This is a genomic window from Confluentibacter citreus, assembly GCF_002807055.1.
Classification (GTDB): domain Bacteria; phylum Bacteroidota; class Bacteroidia; order Flavobacteriales; family Flavobacteriaceae; genus Confluentibacter; species Confluentibacter citreus.
Window position 1 is genome coordinate 916,860 of the sequence record NZ_NIXN01000001.1, and the last position, 14,763, is coordinate 931,622.

General features: G+C 35.6%; 11 protein-coding genes and 1 tRNA gene. 10 read left to right on the forward strand and 2 right to left on the reverse strand.

The features are described 5' to 3' along the window. Window positions 1-61 precede the first annotated feature (61 nt). A tRNA-Gln gene (locus tag CDH49_RS04025) sits at window positions 62-134 on the forward strand. A gap of 59 nt (window positions 135-193) precedes the next feature. On the opposite strand, the gene CDH49_RS04030 is transcribed toward CDH49_RS04025, so the two are convergent. Further along, on the reverse strand, window positions 194-1,018 hold the full coding sequence (locus CDH49_RS04030) for a universal stress protein (protein WP_100614101.1): 825 nt from the start codon (window positions 1,016-1,018) through the stop codon (window positions 194-196). A gap of 134 nt (window positions 1,019-1,152) precedes the next feature. Between CDH49_RS04030 and rimP the strand changes: the two genes are divergently transcribed. From rimP to infB, 3 genes are read left to right on the forward strand one after another with little or no spacing between them, the layout of a single operon-like run. After that, on the forward strand, window positions 1,153-1,614 hold the full coding sequence (gene rimP / locus CDH49_RS04035; RefSeq protein WP_100614485.1) for a ribosome assembly cofactor RimP: 462 nt from the start codon (window positions 1,153-1,155) through the stop codon (window positions 1,612-1,614). A 12-nt stretch (window positions 1,615-1,626) separates the two neighbouring features. Continuing rightward, window positions 1,627-2,859, forward strand: a complete 1,233-nt coding sequence (gene nusA, locus CDH49_RS04040) for a transcription termination factor NusA (RefSeq protein WP_100614102.1) — start codon at window positions 1,627-1,629, stop codon at window positions 2,857-2,859. A gap of 29 nt (window positions 2,860-2,888) precedes the next feature. Continuing rightward, window positions 2,889-5,696, forward strand: a complete 2,808-nt coding sequence (gene infB, locus CDH49_RS04045) for a translation initiation factor IF-2 (RefSeq protein ID WP_100614103.1) — start codon at window positions 2,889-2,891, stop codon at window positions 5,694-5,696. A 66-nt stretch (window positions 5,697-5,762) separates the two neighbouring features. Here infB and CDH49_RS04050 read toward each other — a convergent pair whose 3' ends face one another. Continuing rightward, window positions 5,763-6,152, reverse strand: coding sequence for an SPOR domain-containing protein (locus tag CDH49_RS04050; protein ID WP_100614104.1), 390 nt, complete (start codon window positions 6,150-6,152; stop codon window positions 5,763-5,765). Between the two features lie 210 nt (window positions 6,153-6,362). Between CDH49_RS04050 and CDH49_RS04055 the strand changes: the two genes are divergently transcribed. From CDH49_RS04055 to CDH49_RS04080, 6 genes are read left to right on the forward strand one after another with little or no spacing between them, the layout of a single operon-like run. Continuing rightward, a complete protein-coding gene (locus CDH49_RS04055) occupies window positions 6,363-7,661 on the forward strand; it encodes a cytochrome c3 family protein (RefSeq protein ID WP_100614105.1) in 1,299 nt (432 codons plus the stop codon). A gap of 30 nt (window positions 7,662-7,691) precedes the next feature. Further along, window positions 7,692-10,808, forward strand: a complete 3,117-nt coding sequence (locus CDH49_RS04060; RefSeq protein ID WP_100614106.1) for a TAT-variant-translocated molybdopterin oxidoreductase — start codon at window positions 7,692-7,694, stop codon at window positions 10,806-10,808. A 29-nt stretch (window positions 10,809-10,837) separates the two neighbouring features. Beyond that, entirely contained in the window at window positions 10,838-12,295 is a 1,458-nt protein-coding gene (gene nrfD, locus CDH49_RS04065) for an NrfD/PsrC family molybdoenzyme membrane anchor subunit (protein WP_100614107.1), read from the forward strand. Between the two features lie 3 nt (window positions 12,296-12,298). After that, the gene (locus tag CDH49_RS04070; protein WP_100614108.1) at window positions 12,299-12,829 is read left to right on the forward strand and encodes a DUF3341 domain-containing protein; all 531 of its coding nucleotides are present in this window, start codon (window positions 12,299-12,301) and stop codon (window positions 12,827-12,829) included. Between the two features lie 8 nt (window positions 12,830-12,837). After that, entirely contained in the window at window positions 12,838-13,395 is a 558-nt protein-coding gene (locus CDH49_RS04075) for a c-type cytochrome (protein WP_239970568.1), read from the forward strand. A 13-nt stretch (window positions 13,396-13,408) separates the two neighbouring features. Beyond that, the gene (locus CDH49_RS04080) at window positions 13,409-14,761 is read left to right on the forward strand and encodes a quinol:cytochrome C oxidoreductase (protein WP_100614109.1); all 1,353 of its coding nucleotides are present in this window, start codon (window positions 13,409-13,411) and stop codon (window positions 14,759-14,761) included. Window positions 14,762-14,763 lie beyond the last annotated feature (2 nt).

A 14,763-nucleotide genomic window follows, 5' to 3' on the forward strand; every position in this document is an offset into this window, starting at 1 on the left:
TTTTTAAAAAATGCTTGTTCAAATAAAACTTTGTGCTAAATTTGCACCCTCAATTACACATTGGCTTATGGTGTAACTGGCAACACGTCTGGTTTTGGTCCAGAAGAGTCTAGGTTCGAGCCCTAGTAAGCCAACATAATTGTAAATCCTGATTCTATACTGAGTCAGGATTTTTTGTTTTTATTCAAAACATTTAAATTTTAAATGTCATAACAGGTCTTTTAGCATGGTTCACTAAATCTTCACTAATGCTGCCATTAAAGAAATGCGAGAGGCCTTGTCTGCCGTGGGTACTCATGCCAATTAAATCGGCATTGATGGATTGTGCATAATTCATAATGCCGCTTTCAATGGTTTCATCATTATATATGTTTATGCTGAAATTTTTAAAATCAACATGTTTGGTAAAGTTTAGCATGCGTTCTTCCGCTTCAAAAGTTGTCATGAATTTATTGGGCGTATTTACCAATAATAGGTGTATTTTAGCCTTTAAAAGTTTAGCAAAGTCAGTAGCTTTTGTAAAAGGTATTTTACTTTCATCATTAAAATCTGACGCAAATACAAAGTTATCTATTTTAAAAGTTTCATGTTCTTTTTTAACTACTAAAACAGGAACTACAGAAGTACGAACTACTTTCTCGGTGTTTGAGCCAATAAGCATCTCGGTTAGTCCGCTAGTTCCTTTAGAACCCATGATAATTAAATCAATATTATGCTTTTCACACACATGAAAAACACTTTTAAAGATATCATTAAACTCCACATGTTGGTGAATGGTTATGTCTTTTAGATAGTCGTTTTTAAGTAGTGTTTCAAAATGTTTGCTAGTCAATTTCATAAAAAAAATAGCCTCTGGCAAATCGTTATTAGCAAGTATAGGGTCTACTTTTTGAAGTGGCAATTCAATAATATGAAGTAAGTGAATGGCACAACGGTGTTTTTTTGCTAGTTGAGCGGCTACTTTTAATGCGTTTTCGGCTTGAGGGGAAAAATCGGTTGGGACAAGTATTTTTTTCATGTTTAATGGTGGTATGATTCGTATAAATTTATAAATTATTACTTTAAAAATCAATTATAATATTATATATTTGCGCCGTTGTTAGGAAAAATAGATATATGAGGGGACAAGAAGTCCCCTCTTTTTATAATAAAATGTTTAAGAGTAAGGTTGAGAATTTATTGGATAATGCCCTGTTGGAACGAAGTGATTTGTTTCTTATCGATTTTTCTATTCAGGGAGATAATCACATAAAAGTTGTTATTGATGGCGACCAAGGTGTTTCTGTAGAAGACTGTATGTTTGTAAGTCGTGCTATTGAACACAATCTAGATAGAGAGGAAGAAGATTTTTCTTTGGAAGTCATGTCTGCAGGAGCCACATCTCCGTTAGTGAATAAAAGACAGTACAAAAAAAACATGTCTAGAGAGCTCAAGGTAAAAACAACTTCGGAAGTTATAGAAGGCGTTTTGGTTAATGCAACCGAAAACGAGATCACCCTAGAGTGGAAAGCTAAAGAGCCTAAACTTGTGGGTAAAGGAAAAGTAGTAGTGAAGAAACAAGCTAATATCGCTTTCCAAGATATTGTGGAAGCAAAAGTGATGATTAAATTTTAATTCAAAAGGAGTATGGAAAATATTGCGTTAATTGAATCTTTTTCAGAATTTAAAGACGACAAGTTAATTGATCGTGTAACGTTAATGGCTATTTTAGAGGATGTTTTTAGAAACGCACTAAAGAAGAAATTTGGAGATGATGACAATTTTGATATTATTGTTAACCCAGACAAAGGGGACTTAGAAATCTGGAGAAATAGAGTTGTGGTTGCAGATGGAGAGGTTGTAGAACCTAACCAAGAAATTTCATTGTCTGAAGCACGTAAAATTGAACCCGATTTTGAAGTAGGTGAAGATGTGTCCGAAGAAGTAAAGTTAGTAGATTTAGGTAGAAGGGCTATTTTAGCATTGCGCCAAAATTTAATTTCTAAAATTCACGAGCACGATAATACCATCATCTATAAGCAATTTAAAGATTTAATTGGTGAAATTTATACGGCTGAGGTACATCATATTCGTCACAGAGCTGTGATTTTATTGGATGATGAAGGTAATGAAATTGTATTGCCAAAAGAAAAACAAATCCCTTCAGATTTTTTTAGAAAAGGAGACAATGTAAGAGGTGTTATTGATAGTGTTGAGCTTAAAGGAGCAAAACCTACCATTATTATGTCTAGAAGCTCGCCAGCATTTTTGGAAAAATTGTTTGAACAAGAAATACCTGAGGTTTTTGACGGACTTATAACCATTAAAAATGTGGTAAGGATTCCTGGAGAAAAAGCTAAAGTAGCTGTAGATTCCTATGATGATAGAATCGATCCTGTTGGAGCATGTGTCGGTATGAAAGGGTCTAGAATTCATGGTATTGTTCGCGAATTAGGAAATGAGAATATCGACGTTATCAATTATACAAACAATTTACAACTATATATTACTAGAGCTTTAAGCCCAGCAAGGGTTACTTCCATCAAAATAAACGAAGAAACAAAACGTGCTGAGGTGATATTAAAACCAGAAGAAGTCAGTAAAGCAATTGGTAGAGGCGGGCATAATATTCGTTTAGCGGGTCAATTAACTGGCTATGAGATAGATGTGTTTAGAGAAGGAGCGGAAGAGGATGTGGAATTATCTGAGTTCTCCGATGAAATTGAAGCATGGATTATTAAAGAATTTAGTAAAGCTGGACTTGATACTGCTAAAAGTATCCTTGAGCAAGATGTTCAAGATTTAGTAAAAAGAACAGACTTAGAAGAAGAAACAATTAATGACGTTATTAGGATTCTTAGAGAAGAATTTGAAGAATAACATATATTTGAGTATTTTAAAGGCAATTTATGGCTGAAACAGTAAGATTAAATAAAGTGTTAAGGGAACTCAATATTTCCATTGATCGCGCAACGGAGTTTTTAAAGGACAAAGGCGTAGAGATAGAAAAGAGCCCTAACACCAAAATATCAGAGGAAATTCACACACTTCTTTCCAATGAATTTCAAGTAGATGCAAACAAAAAAGTGGCATCTATAGAAGTCAGTGAGGCAAAACTTAAAGAAAAGGAAGTGTTGCGTGAACAACGTGAGCGTGAAATTGAAGAAAGACAAAAAGAAGCCGCTAAAAGAGAAGAAATTTATAAAGCTACTAGAACGCTTTCTGGTCCTAAACAAGTTGGTAAAATAGATTTAGAGCCACAAAAGAAGGAAGTTAAACCTGAGCCTGTAAAAGAGGAAGTTGTTAAAGAAGAAGTTGTTAAGCAGGTTGAACCTATAAAAGAAGAGGTTAAAGAAACGAAAGAGGTAAAAGTTGAAACTGTTGAACCTGAGGTTAAAAAGCCAGAACCTATTGCACCAAAAACAGATATTGTTAAGCCGGTTGTTGTTAAAGAAGAGGTAAAAGCTGATGCTGTTGAGCCTGAAGAAGAAACATTAGTAACAAAATACCAAAAGCTTACAGGGCCAAAAATATCTGGTGATAAAATAGATTTAAGTCAGTTTAATAAGCCAAAAAAGAAGAAGGAAGATAAAAAACCCGAAACTAAGCCGAATGATGCTAATGCCGCCAATAAGAAAAAGCGTCGTAGAATTAGTAAAGTGGGAGGGCCTCAAGCAGGTAATAATACTACTCAAGCACGACCAACAGATGCCTCGGCTAGACCTAGTTCGGGTCCAAATGATAGAAACGATAGATTTAAAGGTAATAATAAACCTGGTCAAGCAAGAAGACCTATTCTTAAAGAAGAGCCTAGTGATGAAGATGTAAAAAAACAAGTAAGAGAAACGCTTGAAAAATTACAAGGAAAAGGATCCAAAGGAAAAGGAGCTAAATATAGAAGAGAGAAAAGAGACTACCATAGAGACCAAACTGAAAGGAATCTTGAGTTAGAAGCAGCAGAAAGCAAAATACTTAAAGTTACCGAATTTGTTACGGCAAGCGAAGTTGCTACCATGATGGATGTACCAGTAACCCAAATTATTTCTGCATGTATGTCACTTGGAATGATGGTTACAATGAATCAGCGTTTAGATGCTGAAACCTTATCTATCGTTGCCGATGAATTTGGTTATAAAGTAGAATTTGTAACTGCCGATATAGAAGAATCCATAGAGGTTAAGGAAGATTCAGAAGAAGATTTATTACCTAGAGCACCTATTGTAACCGTAATGGGTCACGTAGACCATGGTAAAACATCCTTACTGGATTATATCCGTAAGGAAAATGTAATTGCGGGAGAATCAGGAGGTATTACCCAACATATTGGTGCTTATGGCGTGGTGTTGGAAGGTGGTCAAAAGATAGCTTTTTTGGATACTCCGGGTCACGAAGCATTTACCGCCATGCGTGCACGTGGAGCACAAGTAACAGATTTAGCTATTATTGTTGTAGCGGCGGATGATGATATTATGCCACAAACCAAAGAAGCTATTGCGCATGCACAAGCTGCCAGTGTGCCTATTGTTTTTGCCATCAATAAAATTGATAAACCAGATGCAAATCCTGAAAAGATTAAGGAAGGATTAGCTCAAATGAACTTATTGGTTGAAGATTGGGGTGGAAAAATCCAATCGCATGATATTTCAGCTAAAAAGGGAACTGGGGTTAAAGAATTATTAGAAAAAGTATTACTTGAAGCCGAGTTATTGGAGCTTAGGGCAAATCCGAATAAAAATGCCACTGGAACCGTTGTGGAAGCTTTCCTTGATAAAGGACGTGGGTATGTGTCAACTATATTGGTACAAGCAGGAACTTTACGCGTTGGCGATTATGTATTAGCAGGGAAAAATAGTGGTAAGGTAAAAGCCATGCATGATGAGCGTGGAAATGATGTTACTGCTGCTGGACCATCAACACCCGTTTCTATTTTAGGATTGGATGGAGCGCCACAAGCTGGAGATAAATTTAATGTATTTGATGATGAGCGTGAGGCCAAACAAATAGCTTCCAAACGTGCTCAATTACAACGAGAACAATCAGTTAGAACACAACGTCACATTACCCTTGATGAAATTGGTCGTCGTATTGCTTTAGGGGATTTCCAAGAATTGAACATTATCCTTAAAGGGGATGTGGATGGTTCTGTAGAAGCATTAACAGATTCGTTCCAAAAATTATCTACAGAAGAGATTCAAATTAACATTTTACATAAAGGTGTTGGAGCCATCACAGAAAGCGATGTGTTATTAGCCTCTGCATCTGATGCTATTATAGTAGGCTTTAATGTGCGTCCTGTTGGGAATGCAAGATCGATTGCCGATAAAGAAGAAATAGATATCAGAACTTACTCTATCATTTACGATGCTATAAATGACCTTAAAGATGCTATGGAAGGTATGTTGTCTCCTGAGCTAAAAGAGGAAATTACTGGTACTGCTGAAATTAGAGAGATATTTAAAGTCACTAAAATTGGAAGTATTGCAGGCTGTATGGTTACCAATGGTAAAATATTTAGAAACTCAAGCATTCGTTTAATTAGAGATGGTGTTGTTGTTCACACAGGTGAGTTAACATCATTAAAACGATTTAAAGACGATGCTAAAGAGGTTACTAAAGGATTTGACTGTGGTATGCAAATAAAAAATTATAATGATATTAACGAAGGAGATATTATTGAAGCATTCCATGAAGTTGAAGTTAAAAAGAAACTTAAGTAAAAGCTTATCTTAAGTCATATCATAAAAAAAGGGACCCTGCAGGAGTCCCTTTTTTTATATGTATTTTTACTTCTTAGGTTTTAAAATAAAAGCACTTGAAAACTTTTGCTTTATTTCTTTTAAAGCCCTGTCGGCCTCTATCTTGGTTCTAAAATTCCCTGCCCAAGTTTTAAAATTTGGCGGTTCATAAAGAATTGTTGGTTCCCATTTATCAAACTTTGAATTAAATTCTTCTAGAGCGGCAGAAGCACCAGCTCTGTTGCCATTATAAATTTGAATTTTATAGCGATCGGAATCACTATCATTCTTATTCATATCTTTTCTTAAATCTAATAAAGTGGCTATTTTTTTATCCTGATTTACAGAAACCGATCCTTGTTGAGCATTGCAAAAGTTTGATGCTGAAATAAAACTAAAAATGGCTAATACTGTTAATCTCAAATTCAATGTTTTCATTTTCAAATATATTAATACAAATGTATACGTTGCAAACTTAATTTTGGCTCATTTTATTATTTAGAATCCCTCTAAATTACCAATTCCGCTTACCTAGCGTTTCTAAAATCGACTTTTAATATTACTTTTGCCTGAGTTTTATAACTGCGTTTTTTCTGTTACTGAAAGAAAAAATCATACCAAAGTTTAGAAGTTAATTTAACCAATAATATGAAACAGGTGATTCACCGTAAGTTAAGTAAAAGCATTCTTCGTTTAGGCTTAATTATTTTATTAGCGTTTACAACCTCGCTTTCTGCCCAAGAAGGAGATCCAGTAAAAGGAAAATCATTGTTCAATGCCAATTGTGCCGCGTGTCATCAATTAGATAAAAAAATGACAGGGCCTGCTCTACGTAATTTTGAAACACGTTTGGCCGAAGAACAAGGCTTGGACAGAAAATGGATTACTGATTGGATTCACAATAGCTCAGGTATGATTAAGGCTGGCGATGCCTATGCCAATAAAATTTACAACGAATACAATAAAACGGCTATGACTGCATTTCCGCAGTTGTCTGACCAAGATATTAGTGATATTTTAGCTTATACAGCAGAAGAAAAACCGGTGCCTGCCGCTTCAGAATCAGGTACTGGCTCAAGTGCTCAAGCAAATACAAATACAGGAGGTGGTATTTCAAATAATATCATCTTAGGGGCGTTAGCAATCCTATTTATATTATTGGCTGCCGGACTATATGTAGTAAACAAAACATTACGTCGTTTTGCTGCTGCTCAAAACATAGAATTACCAGAAGAAACAAAAAGAACGCCTTTATGGAAAGCCTTTGTTAAGAACCAATTCTTAATGTTGGTAGTTGCTATATTCTTTTTATTAACAAGTGCCTTTTTTGTATATGGTTATTTTATGCAAATTGGTATAGATCAAGGTTACCAACCAGTACAGCCTATTCATTTTTCACATAAAATCCATGCTGGAGATAATGGTATAGATTGTAAATATTGTCACTCTTCAGCTAGGGTAAGTAAACATTCTGGAATTCCATCATTGAATGTGTGTATGAATTGTCATAAATCCATTTATGAGTATAACGGTGAAACGTCACCAGAATATTCTAAAGAGTTTTATGATGGCGAAATTAAAAAACTATATGCTGCTGCAGGATGGGATGATGCTGCGCAAAGTTATACAGGTAATTCGCAACCAGTGAAGTGGGTACGTATACATAATCTGCCAGATTTCGTATATTTTAATCACTCACAACACGTTACTGTCGCTGGATTGGAATGCCAAACATGTCATGGTCCAATTCAAGAAATGGAAATTGTTGAACAATTTTCACCATTAACTATGGGTTGGTGTATTGATTGCCATAGAACAACCAATGTGAATGTAAAAGACAATGCTTATTACACCAAAATACATGAGGAATTATCCAAAAAATATGGTGTAGAAGAATTGACAGCTGCGCAAATGGGTGGTTTGGAATGTGGTAAGTGTCATTATTAATTTATTAAAGAAGTAATTCAATTATATAATATGTCATCAAACAAGAAATACTGGAAAAGTGTTGAAGAGCTAAACGAAAATAGCTCTATTGTTGAGACGCTAAAACAAAACGAGTTTGTAGAACCAATACCTACAGATGAATTTTTAGGCGATAAAAATTTATTGGATGCAACATCTACAACCCGTCGCGATTTCTTAAAATTTGTAGGTTTTAGTACTGCTGCAGCGTCGCTTGCTGCTTGTGAAGGGCCTGTGGTTAAATCGATTCCTTATGTAGTTCAGCCGGAAGAAATTATCCCAGGAGTAGCTAATTATTATGCAACTACTATTGCTGATGGATTTGATTTTGCAAGTGTTTTGGTAAAAACTCGTGAGGGTCGTCCAATTAAAATAGAAAATAATACTATGGCAACTACCAAGGGTGGTGCGAATGCCAGAGTCAATGCTTCGGTTTTAGGATTGTATGACAGTTTAAGAGTTCAAGGGCCTACTAAAGATGGGAAATCCATTTCTTGGAGTGCTTTTGATAAAGACACCAATCAAAAATTAACTGATTTAAAAGTTGCTGGAAAAGAGATTGTATTATTAACACAAACTTTTGCTAGTCCATCTACAAGTAAGTTAATTTCTGAGTTCAAAGAAAAATATGGTAATGTTCGTCATGTCGTCTACGATGCTGTTTCGGAATCTGCTGCACTTGATGCTTACCAAGCTAAATATGGAGAACGCGGATTAGCTAATTACGATTTCTCTAAAGTCATGACCATTGTATCAATTGGTGCAGATTTCTTAGGAGGTTGGCAAGGTGGCGGTTTTGATTCTGGATATTCAAAAAACAGAATTCCTCAAAACGGAAAAATGTCACGTCACATTCAGTTTGAGTCTAATATGTCTTTAACTGGAGCTAATGCAGATAAACGCGTGCCTCTAACACCAAGCCAACAAAAATTAGCCTTAGCTAAATTATATAGTTATGTTGTGGGTGGCTCCATTTCTGGAAGTTTGCCAGAAGCTATAGACAAAGCTGTGAAAAGTGCTGCTAACCAGTTGAAAAAAGCTGGTAGTGATGGTGTTGTGGTTACAGGAATTCAAGATGTCAATGCGCAAACCGTAGCTTTAGAAATCAATGCGTTTTTAAGCAGTAAAGCATTTGATGCTTCTGCACCTATAAAAACCCGACAGGGTAATGATAAAGAAGTGATGACTTTAATTGCTGATATGAAAGCAGGTAAGGTTGGAGCTATCATTATGAGTGGTGTGAATCCATTATATACATTACCAAATGCTTCAGATTTTGCTGAAGGATTGAAAAAAACAGAATTATCTATTGCGTTTTCCCTTAAAGCAGATGAAACCGCATCAGAAACACAATATATTGCTGCAGCACCTCACTATTTAGAATCTTGGGGCGATGTAGAAATTAAAAAAGGACATTATGCGTTGATACAACCAACTATTCGTCCGTTATTCAATACAAGACAATTTCAAGAGGCTTTATTAAAATGGAATGGTAATGACTTGTCTTACCATGATTATATTAAAGACGCTTGGGGGTCTAGTATTTTAGGAGGAAGTTCTTTTAACCAAGCATTACACGATGGTATTTTTGTTGGAACCATTGCTACTGAAACAGTAGATACAACCGCTTCTAATACAACAGTAGAAGAAACCGTTGAAACATCTGTGGGCGATGCAGCAAATACCTTAGCTTCTTCGGCTAAAAGTAATGGCTTTGAATTAACATTATATACCAAAGTAGGTATGGGAGATGGGCAACAAGCCAATAACCCATGGTTACAAGAGTTTCCAGACCCAATTACAAGAGCGTCATGGGATAATTATTTAACCATTTCAAAAGCTGACGCTGACGCATTAGGATTGCAAAACATCCATGTTGCCAATGGTGCTTTAAATGGTAGTTATGCCAAAGTTACCGTTAATGGAACTTCCTTAACTGCTCCAGTAATGATTCAACCAGGGCAAGCAAAAGGCTCTGTTGGTTTGGCACTTGGTTATGGAAAAACAAAAGGTTTAAAAGAAGAAATGCAAACAGGTGTTAACGCCTATGCATTATATCATAATTTTAATAGTGTACAAAATGTAACTATTGAAAAAGTTGCTGGTGAACATGAGTTTGCATCGGTTCAGTTGCACAATACATTAATGGGTCGTGGTGATATTATTAAAGAAACGTCTTTAATGATTTTCAGTACTTATGACAAAGAAGATGAAGAACATGGATGGAATAAAATCCCAAAGGTATCTTTAAATCATCAGGAAACACCAGTAACGTCGCCAGATGTTGATTTATGGGATGAATTTGATCGTTCTATTGGACATCATTTCAACTTATCAATAGATTTAAATGCTTGTACTGGTTGTGGGGCTTGTGTTATAGCTTGTCACGCAGAAAATAACGTACCAGTAGTTGGTAAAACAGAAGTTCGTCGTAGCCGTGATATGCATTGGTTACGTATTGACCGATATTATTCTTCAGAAACATCTTTTGAAGGTGATAACACTAAAAAAGAAGATATTTCTGGTTTAGGAAGTTCATTAAGCGAGTTTGGTGAAATGGAAAATGCGTCTGAAAACCCGCAAGTAGCGTTCCAGCCAATCATGTGTCAGCATTGTAATCATGCACCTTGCGAAACTGTTTGTCCAGTTGCTGCGACGTCTCATGGTCGTCAAGGTCAAAACCACATGGCTTACAACCGTTGTGTTGGTACTAGATATTGCGCAAACAACTGTCCATATAAAGTACGTCGTTTTAACTGGTTTTTATATGCTGGTAATGATGAGTTCGATTATCACATGAATGATGATTTAGGGCGTATGGTTTTAAATCCAGATGTGGTAGTACGTTCTCGTGGTGTTATGGAAAAATGTTCTATGTGTATCCAAATAACACAAAAAACAATCCTTGATGCGAAACGTGACGGACGAGAAATTAAAGATGGAGAACTTCATACAGCTTGTTCTGCAGCTTGTAATAATGGAGCCATGGTTTTTGGAGACATTAATGATAAGAGCAGTAAAGTTGCAAAATTGAAAGAAGACAATCGTATGTATCACTTGTTAGAAAGCGTTGGAACAAAACCAAACGTGATGTATCAAACCAAAGTGAGAAATACAACAGAAGCATAAATTAATTAAGAAACACTTATAAAAGGATTATGGCGTCTCATTACGAAGCACCTATTAGAAGACCTTTAGTTACAGGCGAAAAATCATACCACGATGTTACCGTGGATGTAGCTAGGCCTATAGAAGGACAAGCCAATAAACAGTGGTGGATAGTTTTTTCTATTGCACTAGCCGCTTTTCTTTGGGGAATTGGATGTATTATTTATACAATATCTACAGGTATTGGAACTTGGGGTTTAAACAAAACCGTAGGTTGGGCTTGGGATATTACTAACTTCGTTTGGTGGGTTGGTATTGGTCACGCAGGGACACTTATTTCTGCAGTACTATTATTATTCCGTCAAAAATGGAGAATGGCGATTAACCGTTCTGCAGAAGCGATGACCATTTTCTCTGTAGTTCAGGCAGGTTTGTTTCCAATCATTCACATGGGTCGTCCATGGTTAGGGTATTGGGTATTACCAATTCCAAATCAATTTGGTTCACTTTGGGTAAACTTTAACTCACCGTTACTTTGGGACGTATTTGCAATCTCAACTTACTTATCAGTGTCTTTGGTATTCTGGTGGACAGGTTTATTGCCTGACTTCGCTATGATACGTGACAGAGCAGTGAAACCTTTTCAAAAGAAAATCTATTCCTTGTTAAGTTTTGGATGGTCTGGAAGAGCAAAAGATTGGCAACGTTTTGAGGAAGTGTCTTTAGTACTTGCTGGTTTGGCAACGCCTTTAGTGCTTTCTGTACATACCATTGTATCATTTGACTTTGCTACATCGGTGATTCCTGGTTGGCATACAACCATTTTCCCTCCTTACTTTGTTGCTGGAGCGGTATTCTCAGGATTTGCCATGGTAAACACGCTGCTTATCATTATGAGAAAAGTGTGTAATCTAGAAGATTATATTACAGTACAGCACATTGAATTAATGAACATCGTTATCATGATTACGGGTTCTATTGTAGGTGTGGCATATATTACAGAGTTATTTATTGCTTGGTATTCTGGTGTTGAGTACGAACAATACGCCTTTTTAAATAGAGCCACAGGACCTTATTGGTGGGCATATTGGTCTATGATGATTTGTAATGTATTCTCTCCACAATTTATGTGGTTTAAAAAATTAAGAACTAGCATTATGTTTTCATTCTTCATATCTATAGTTGTAAATATTGGGATGTGGTTTGAGCGTTTTGTAATTATCGTAACATCATTACATAGGGATTACTTACCATCTTCTTGGACAATGTTTTCCCCAACATTTGTTGATATAGGCATATTTATTGGTACTATTGGATTCTTCTTTGTATTGTTTTTACTTTACTCAAGAACATTCCCAGTAATTGCTCAAGCAGAGGTTAAAACAATTTTAAAATCTTCAGGAGAACGCTATAAAAAGATTAGAGAAGCAGGTGGTAGTTTAGTAGGAACTGGTGCTGATGCAAGAACATCTGGAGATACTAATAAAGAATTTAATAATAACAAGTAGCATATGGAAGCTTCAAAAGTAATTCACGCTATTTATACGGATGATGATGTTTTAATGTCGGCTGTTAAAAAAGTTAAGGCAGAGAGATATCACATAGAAGAAATTTATACACCATTTCCAGTTCACGGGCTAGACAAGGCTATGGGATTAGCTCCAACACGAATTGCCATTGCATCATTTATGTATGGTCTTGTTGGTCTAACTGTGTCTATTGTTATGATGAACTATATAATGATAGAAGATTGGCCACAAAATATTGGTGGAAAACCAAGTTTTAGTTATATAGAAAATATGCCAGCCTTTGTGCCAATTATGTTTGAGCTAACAGTATTTTTTGCAGCGCATTTAATGGTAATTACATTTTATTTACGAAGTAGGATGTGGCCATTTAAAAAAGCGGAAAATCCAGATCCAAGAACTACAGATGATCATTTCTTAATGGAAATTGCTGTTGATGGAAACGAAGAACAACTTGAAAGTTTGCTTAAGGAAACTGGCGCAGTAGAAATTAATATAGTTGATAAAGCCCATTAATAATACAGATGAAAAGCTTAATTAAAATAACAACAATAGTCATAGTTTTAGTAGCTATTGTATCGTGTAAAAAAGATACCAGGCCTAATTATCAGTTTATGCCTAATATGTATGAATCAGTTGGGTATGAGACTTATAATGAAAATCCCATGTTTGAAAATGGTATGGCTTCCAGAACACCAGCAGACGGTTCAGTTCCTAGAGGATTCGTGCCATTTGATATAGACAATACCTTAGAAGGATATGATTTAGCTAAAGCTACTTTAAAAACTCCGCTTGATTCAACTCAAGTAGATTTGGCTAGAGGTAAAGTATTATATGATATTTACTGTGGCATTTGCCATGGAAATCAAGGTGATGGACAAGGAAATTTGGTAAAAAGAGAAAAGATATTAGGAATTCCATCATATGATGATGCGGGTAGAGCTATTACAGAAGGCAGTATTTATCATACCATTCACTACGGTAAAAATACTATGGGTTCTTATGCGAATCAACTCAGTATTGAAGAGCGTTGGCAAGTAGTAGCCTATGTGTTACAGTTAAAAGCAGATTTAGAAAAGTAAGATTATATAAGATATGTACACATTTTCAAATAAGTTAAAGACATTTTCTTTCATTCTAATAATTCTTGGAGTATTAGGTGTGGGGTATGGTTTTATGACGTCTCATAAATCTTTAGAAGAAGTTAAAACCATGCTTGCAGAAGAGGCATCAGCCCATCATGGAGAAGGTCACGCAGAGGAAGCTTCTCATGCTGTGGTAGAGAGTCATGGAACTCATGAAGAAGGAAATCATGCGTCTGCTGATGTCCATCATGAGGACGAACATGCAGAACATGTTATGCACCAAATTAGTAACAGACCTTGGGCAGCACTTTATGTAGCCGCATTTTTCTTTATGATGATTGCCTTAGGTATTTTAGCATTTTATGCGATACAATTTGCATCTCAAGCTGGATGGTCTATAGTGTTGTTTAGAGTAATGGAAGGTATTACAGCCTATGTATTACCTGGAGCTTTAATTGTTTTGGCCATTGCGTTAGCATCTGGAACTATTGGACACTACAATTTATTTGTATGGATGGATCCTGAAGTTGTTGCACATGATAAATTAATTCAAGGAAAATCTGGATTTTTAAATATAGGTTGGTTTGCTGTTAGAGGGATTATATTTATAGCTGGATGGAGTTTATATAGACATTTTGCTCGTAAATTTTCTATCGCTCAAGATAGTGCTGACAACATTAGTAACTTTAAGAAAACATTTCGTATTTCTGCTGCATTCTTAGTGTTCTTTATTTATACGGAATCCATGATGTCATGGGATTGGATCATGAGTGTAGACCCGCATTGGTTTAGTACACTTTTTGGTTGGTATGTTTTTGCATCTATGTTTGTGAGCGGTATTACAGTCCTTGCTTTGATGATTATTTATTTAAAGTCTAGAAATTATTTAGAGTTTGTCAATGAAAACCATTTACATGATGTCGCTAAATTTATGTTTGCATTCAGTATTTTCTGGACATATTTATGGTTCTCACAGTTCATGCTTATTTGGTATTCAAATATACCGGAAGAGGTAACTTATTTTGTAACACGTTTTGAGGATTATCAATTACCATTTTTAGGTATGGTGGTTATGAATTTTGTTTTCCCGATATTAATGTTGATGAATGCCGATTATAAACGTATTCCTTGGTTTGTTGTGATGGCTGGATTAGTAATCCTTGCAGGACATTATATAGATATTTTCGTGATGATTATGCCAGCAACAGTAGGTGATAGATGGTTTATAGGTATTCCTGAAATAAGTTCCATTTTATTGTTTGCCGGACTGTTTATATTTATAGTGTTTACAGCTTTAACAAAAGCACCGTTGCTAGCAAAAGGGAACCCACTTATAAAAGAAAGCAAAGATTTCCATTATTAATA

What these genes read in the sequence shown, in the direction of transcription:
- CDH49_RS04070 (WP_100614108.1), top strand. Translation starts at nt 12,299, where the DNA reads ATGGAAGCTTCAAAAGTAATTCACGCTATTTATACGGATGATGATGTT.
- CDH49_RS04030 (WP_100614101.1), bottom strand. Translation starts at nt 1,018, where the DNA reads ATGAAAAAAATACTTGTCCCAACCGATTTTTCCCCTCAAGCCGAAAAC.
- CDH49_RS04055 (WP_100614105.1), top strand. Translation starts at nt 6,363, where the DNA reads ATGAAACAGGTGATTCACCGTAAGTTAAGTAAAAGCATTCTTCGTTTA.
- CDH49_RS04080 (WP_100614109.1), top strand. Translation starts at nt 13,409, where the DNA reads ATGTACACATTTTCAAATAAGTTAAAGACATTTTCTTTCATTCTAATA.
- CDH49_RS04060 (WP_100614106.1), top strand. Translation starts at nt 7,692, where the DNA reads ATGTCATCAAACAAGAAATACTGGAAAAGTGTTGAAGAGCTAAACGAA.
- CDH49_RS04075 (WP_239970568.1), top strand. Translation starts at nt 12,838, where the DNA reads ATGAAAAGCTTAATTAAAATAACAACAATAGTCATAGTTTTAGTAGCT.
- nrfD (WP_100614107.1), top strand. Translation starts at nt 10,838, where the DNA reads ATGGCGTCTCATTACGAAGCACCTATTAGAAGACCTTTAGTTACAGGC.
- rimP (WP_100614485.1), top strand. Translation starts at nt 1,153, where the DNA reads ATGTTTAAGAGTAAGGTTGAGAATTTATTGGATAATGCCCTGTTGGAA.
- CDH49_RS04050 (WP_100614104.1), bottom strand. Translation starts at nt 6,152, where the DNA reads ATGAAAACATTGAATTTGAGATTAACAGTATTAGCCATTTTTAGTTTT.
- nusA (WP_100614102.1), top strand. Translation starts at nt 1,627, where the DNA reads ATGGAAAATATTGCGTTAATTGAATCTTTTTCAGAATTTAAAGACGAC.
- infB (WP_100614103.1), top strand. Translation starts at nt 2,889, where the DNA reads ATGGCTGAAACAGTAAGATTAAATAAAGTGTTAAGGGAACTCAATATT.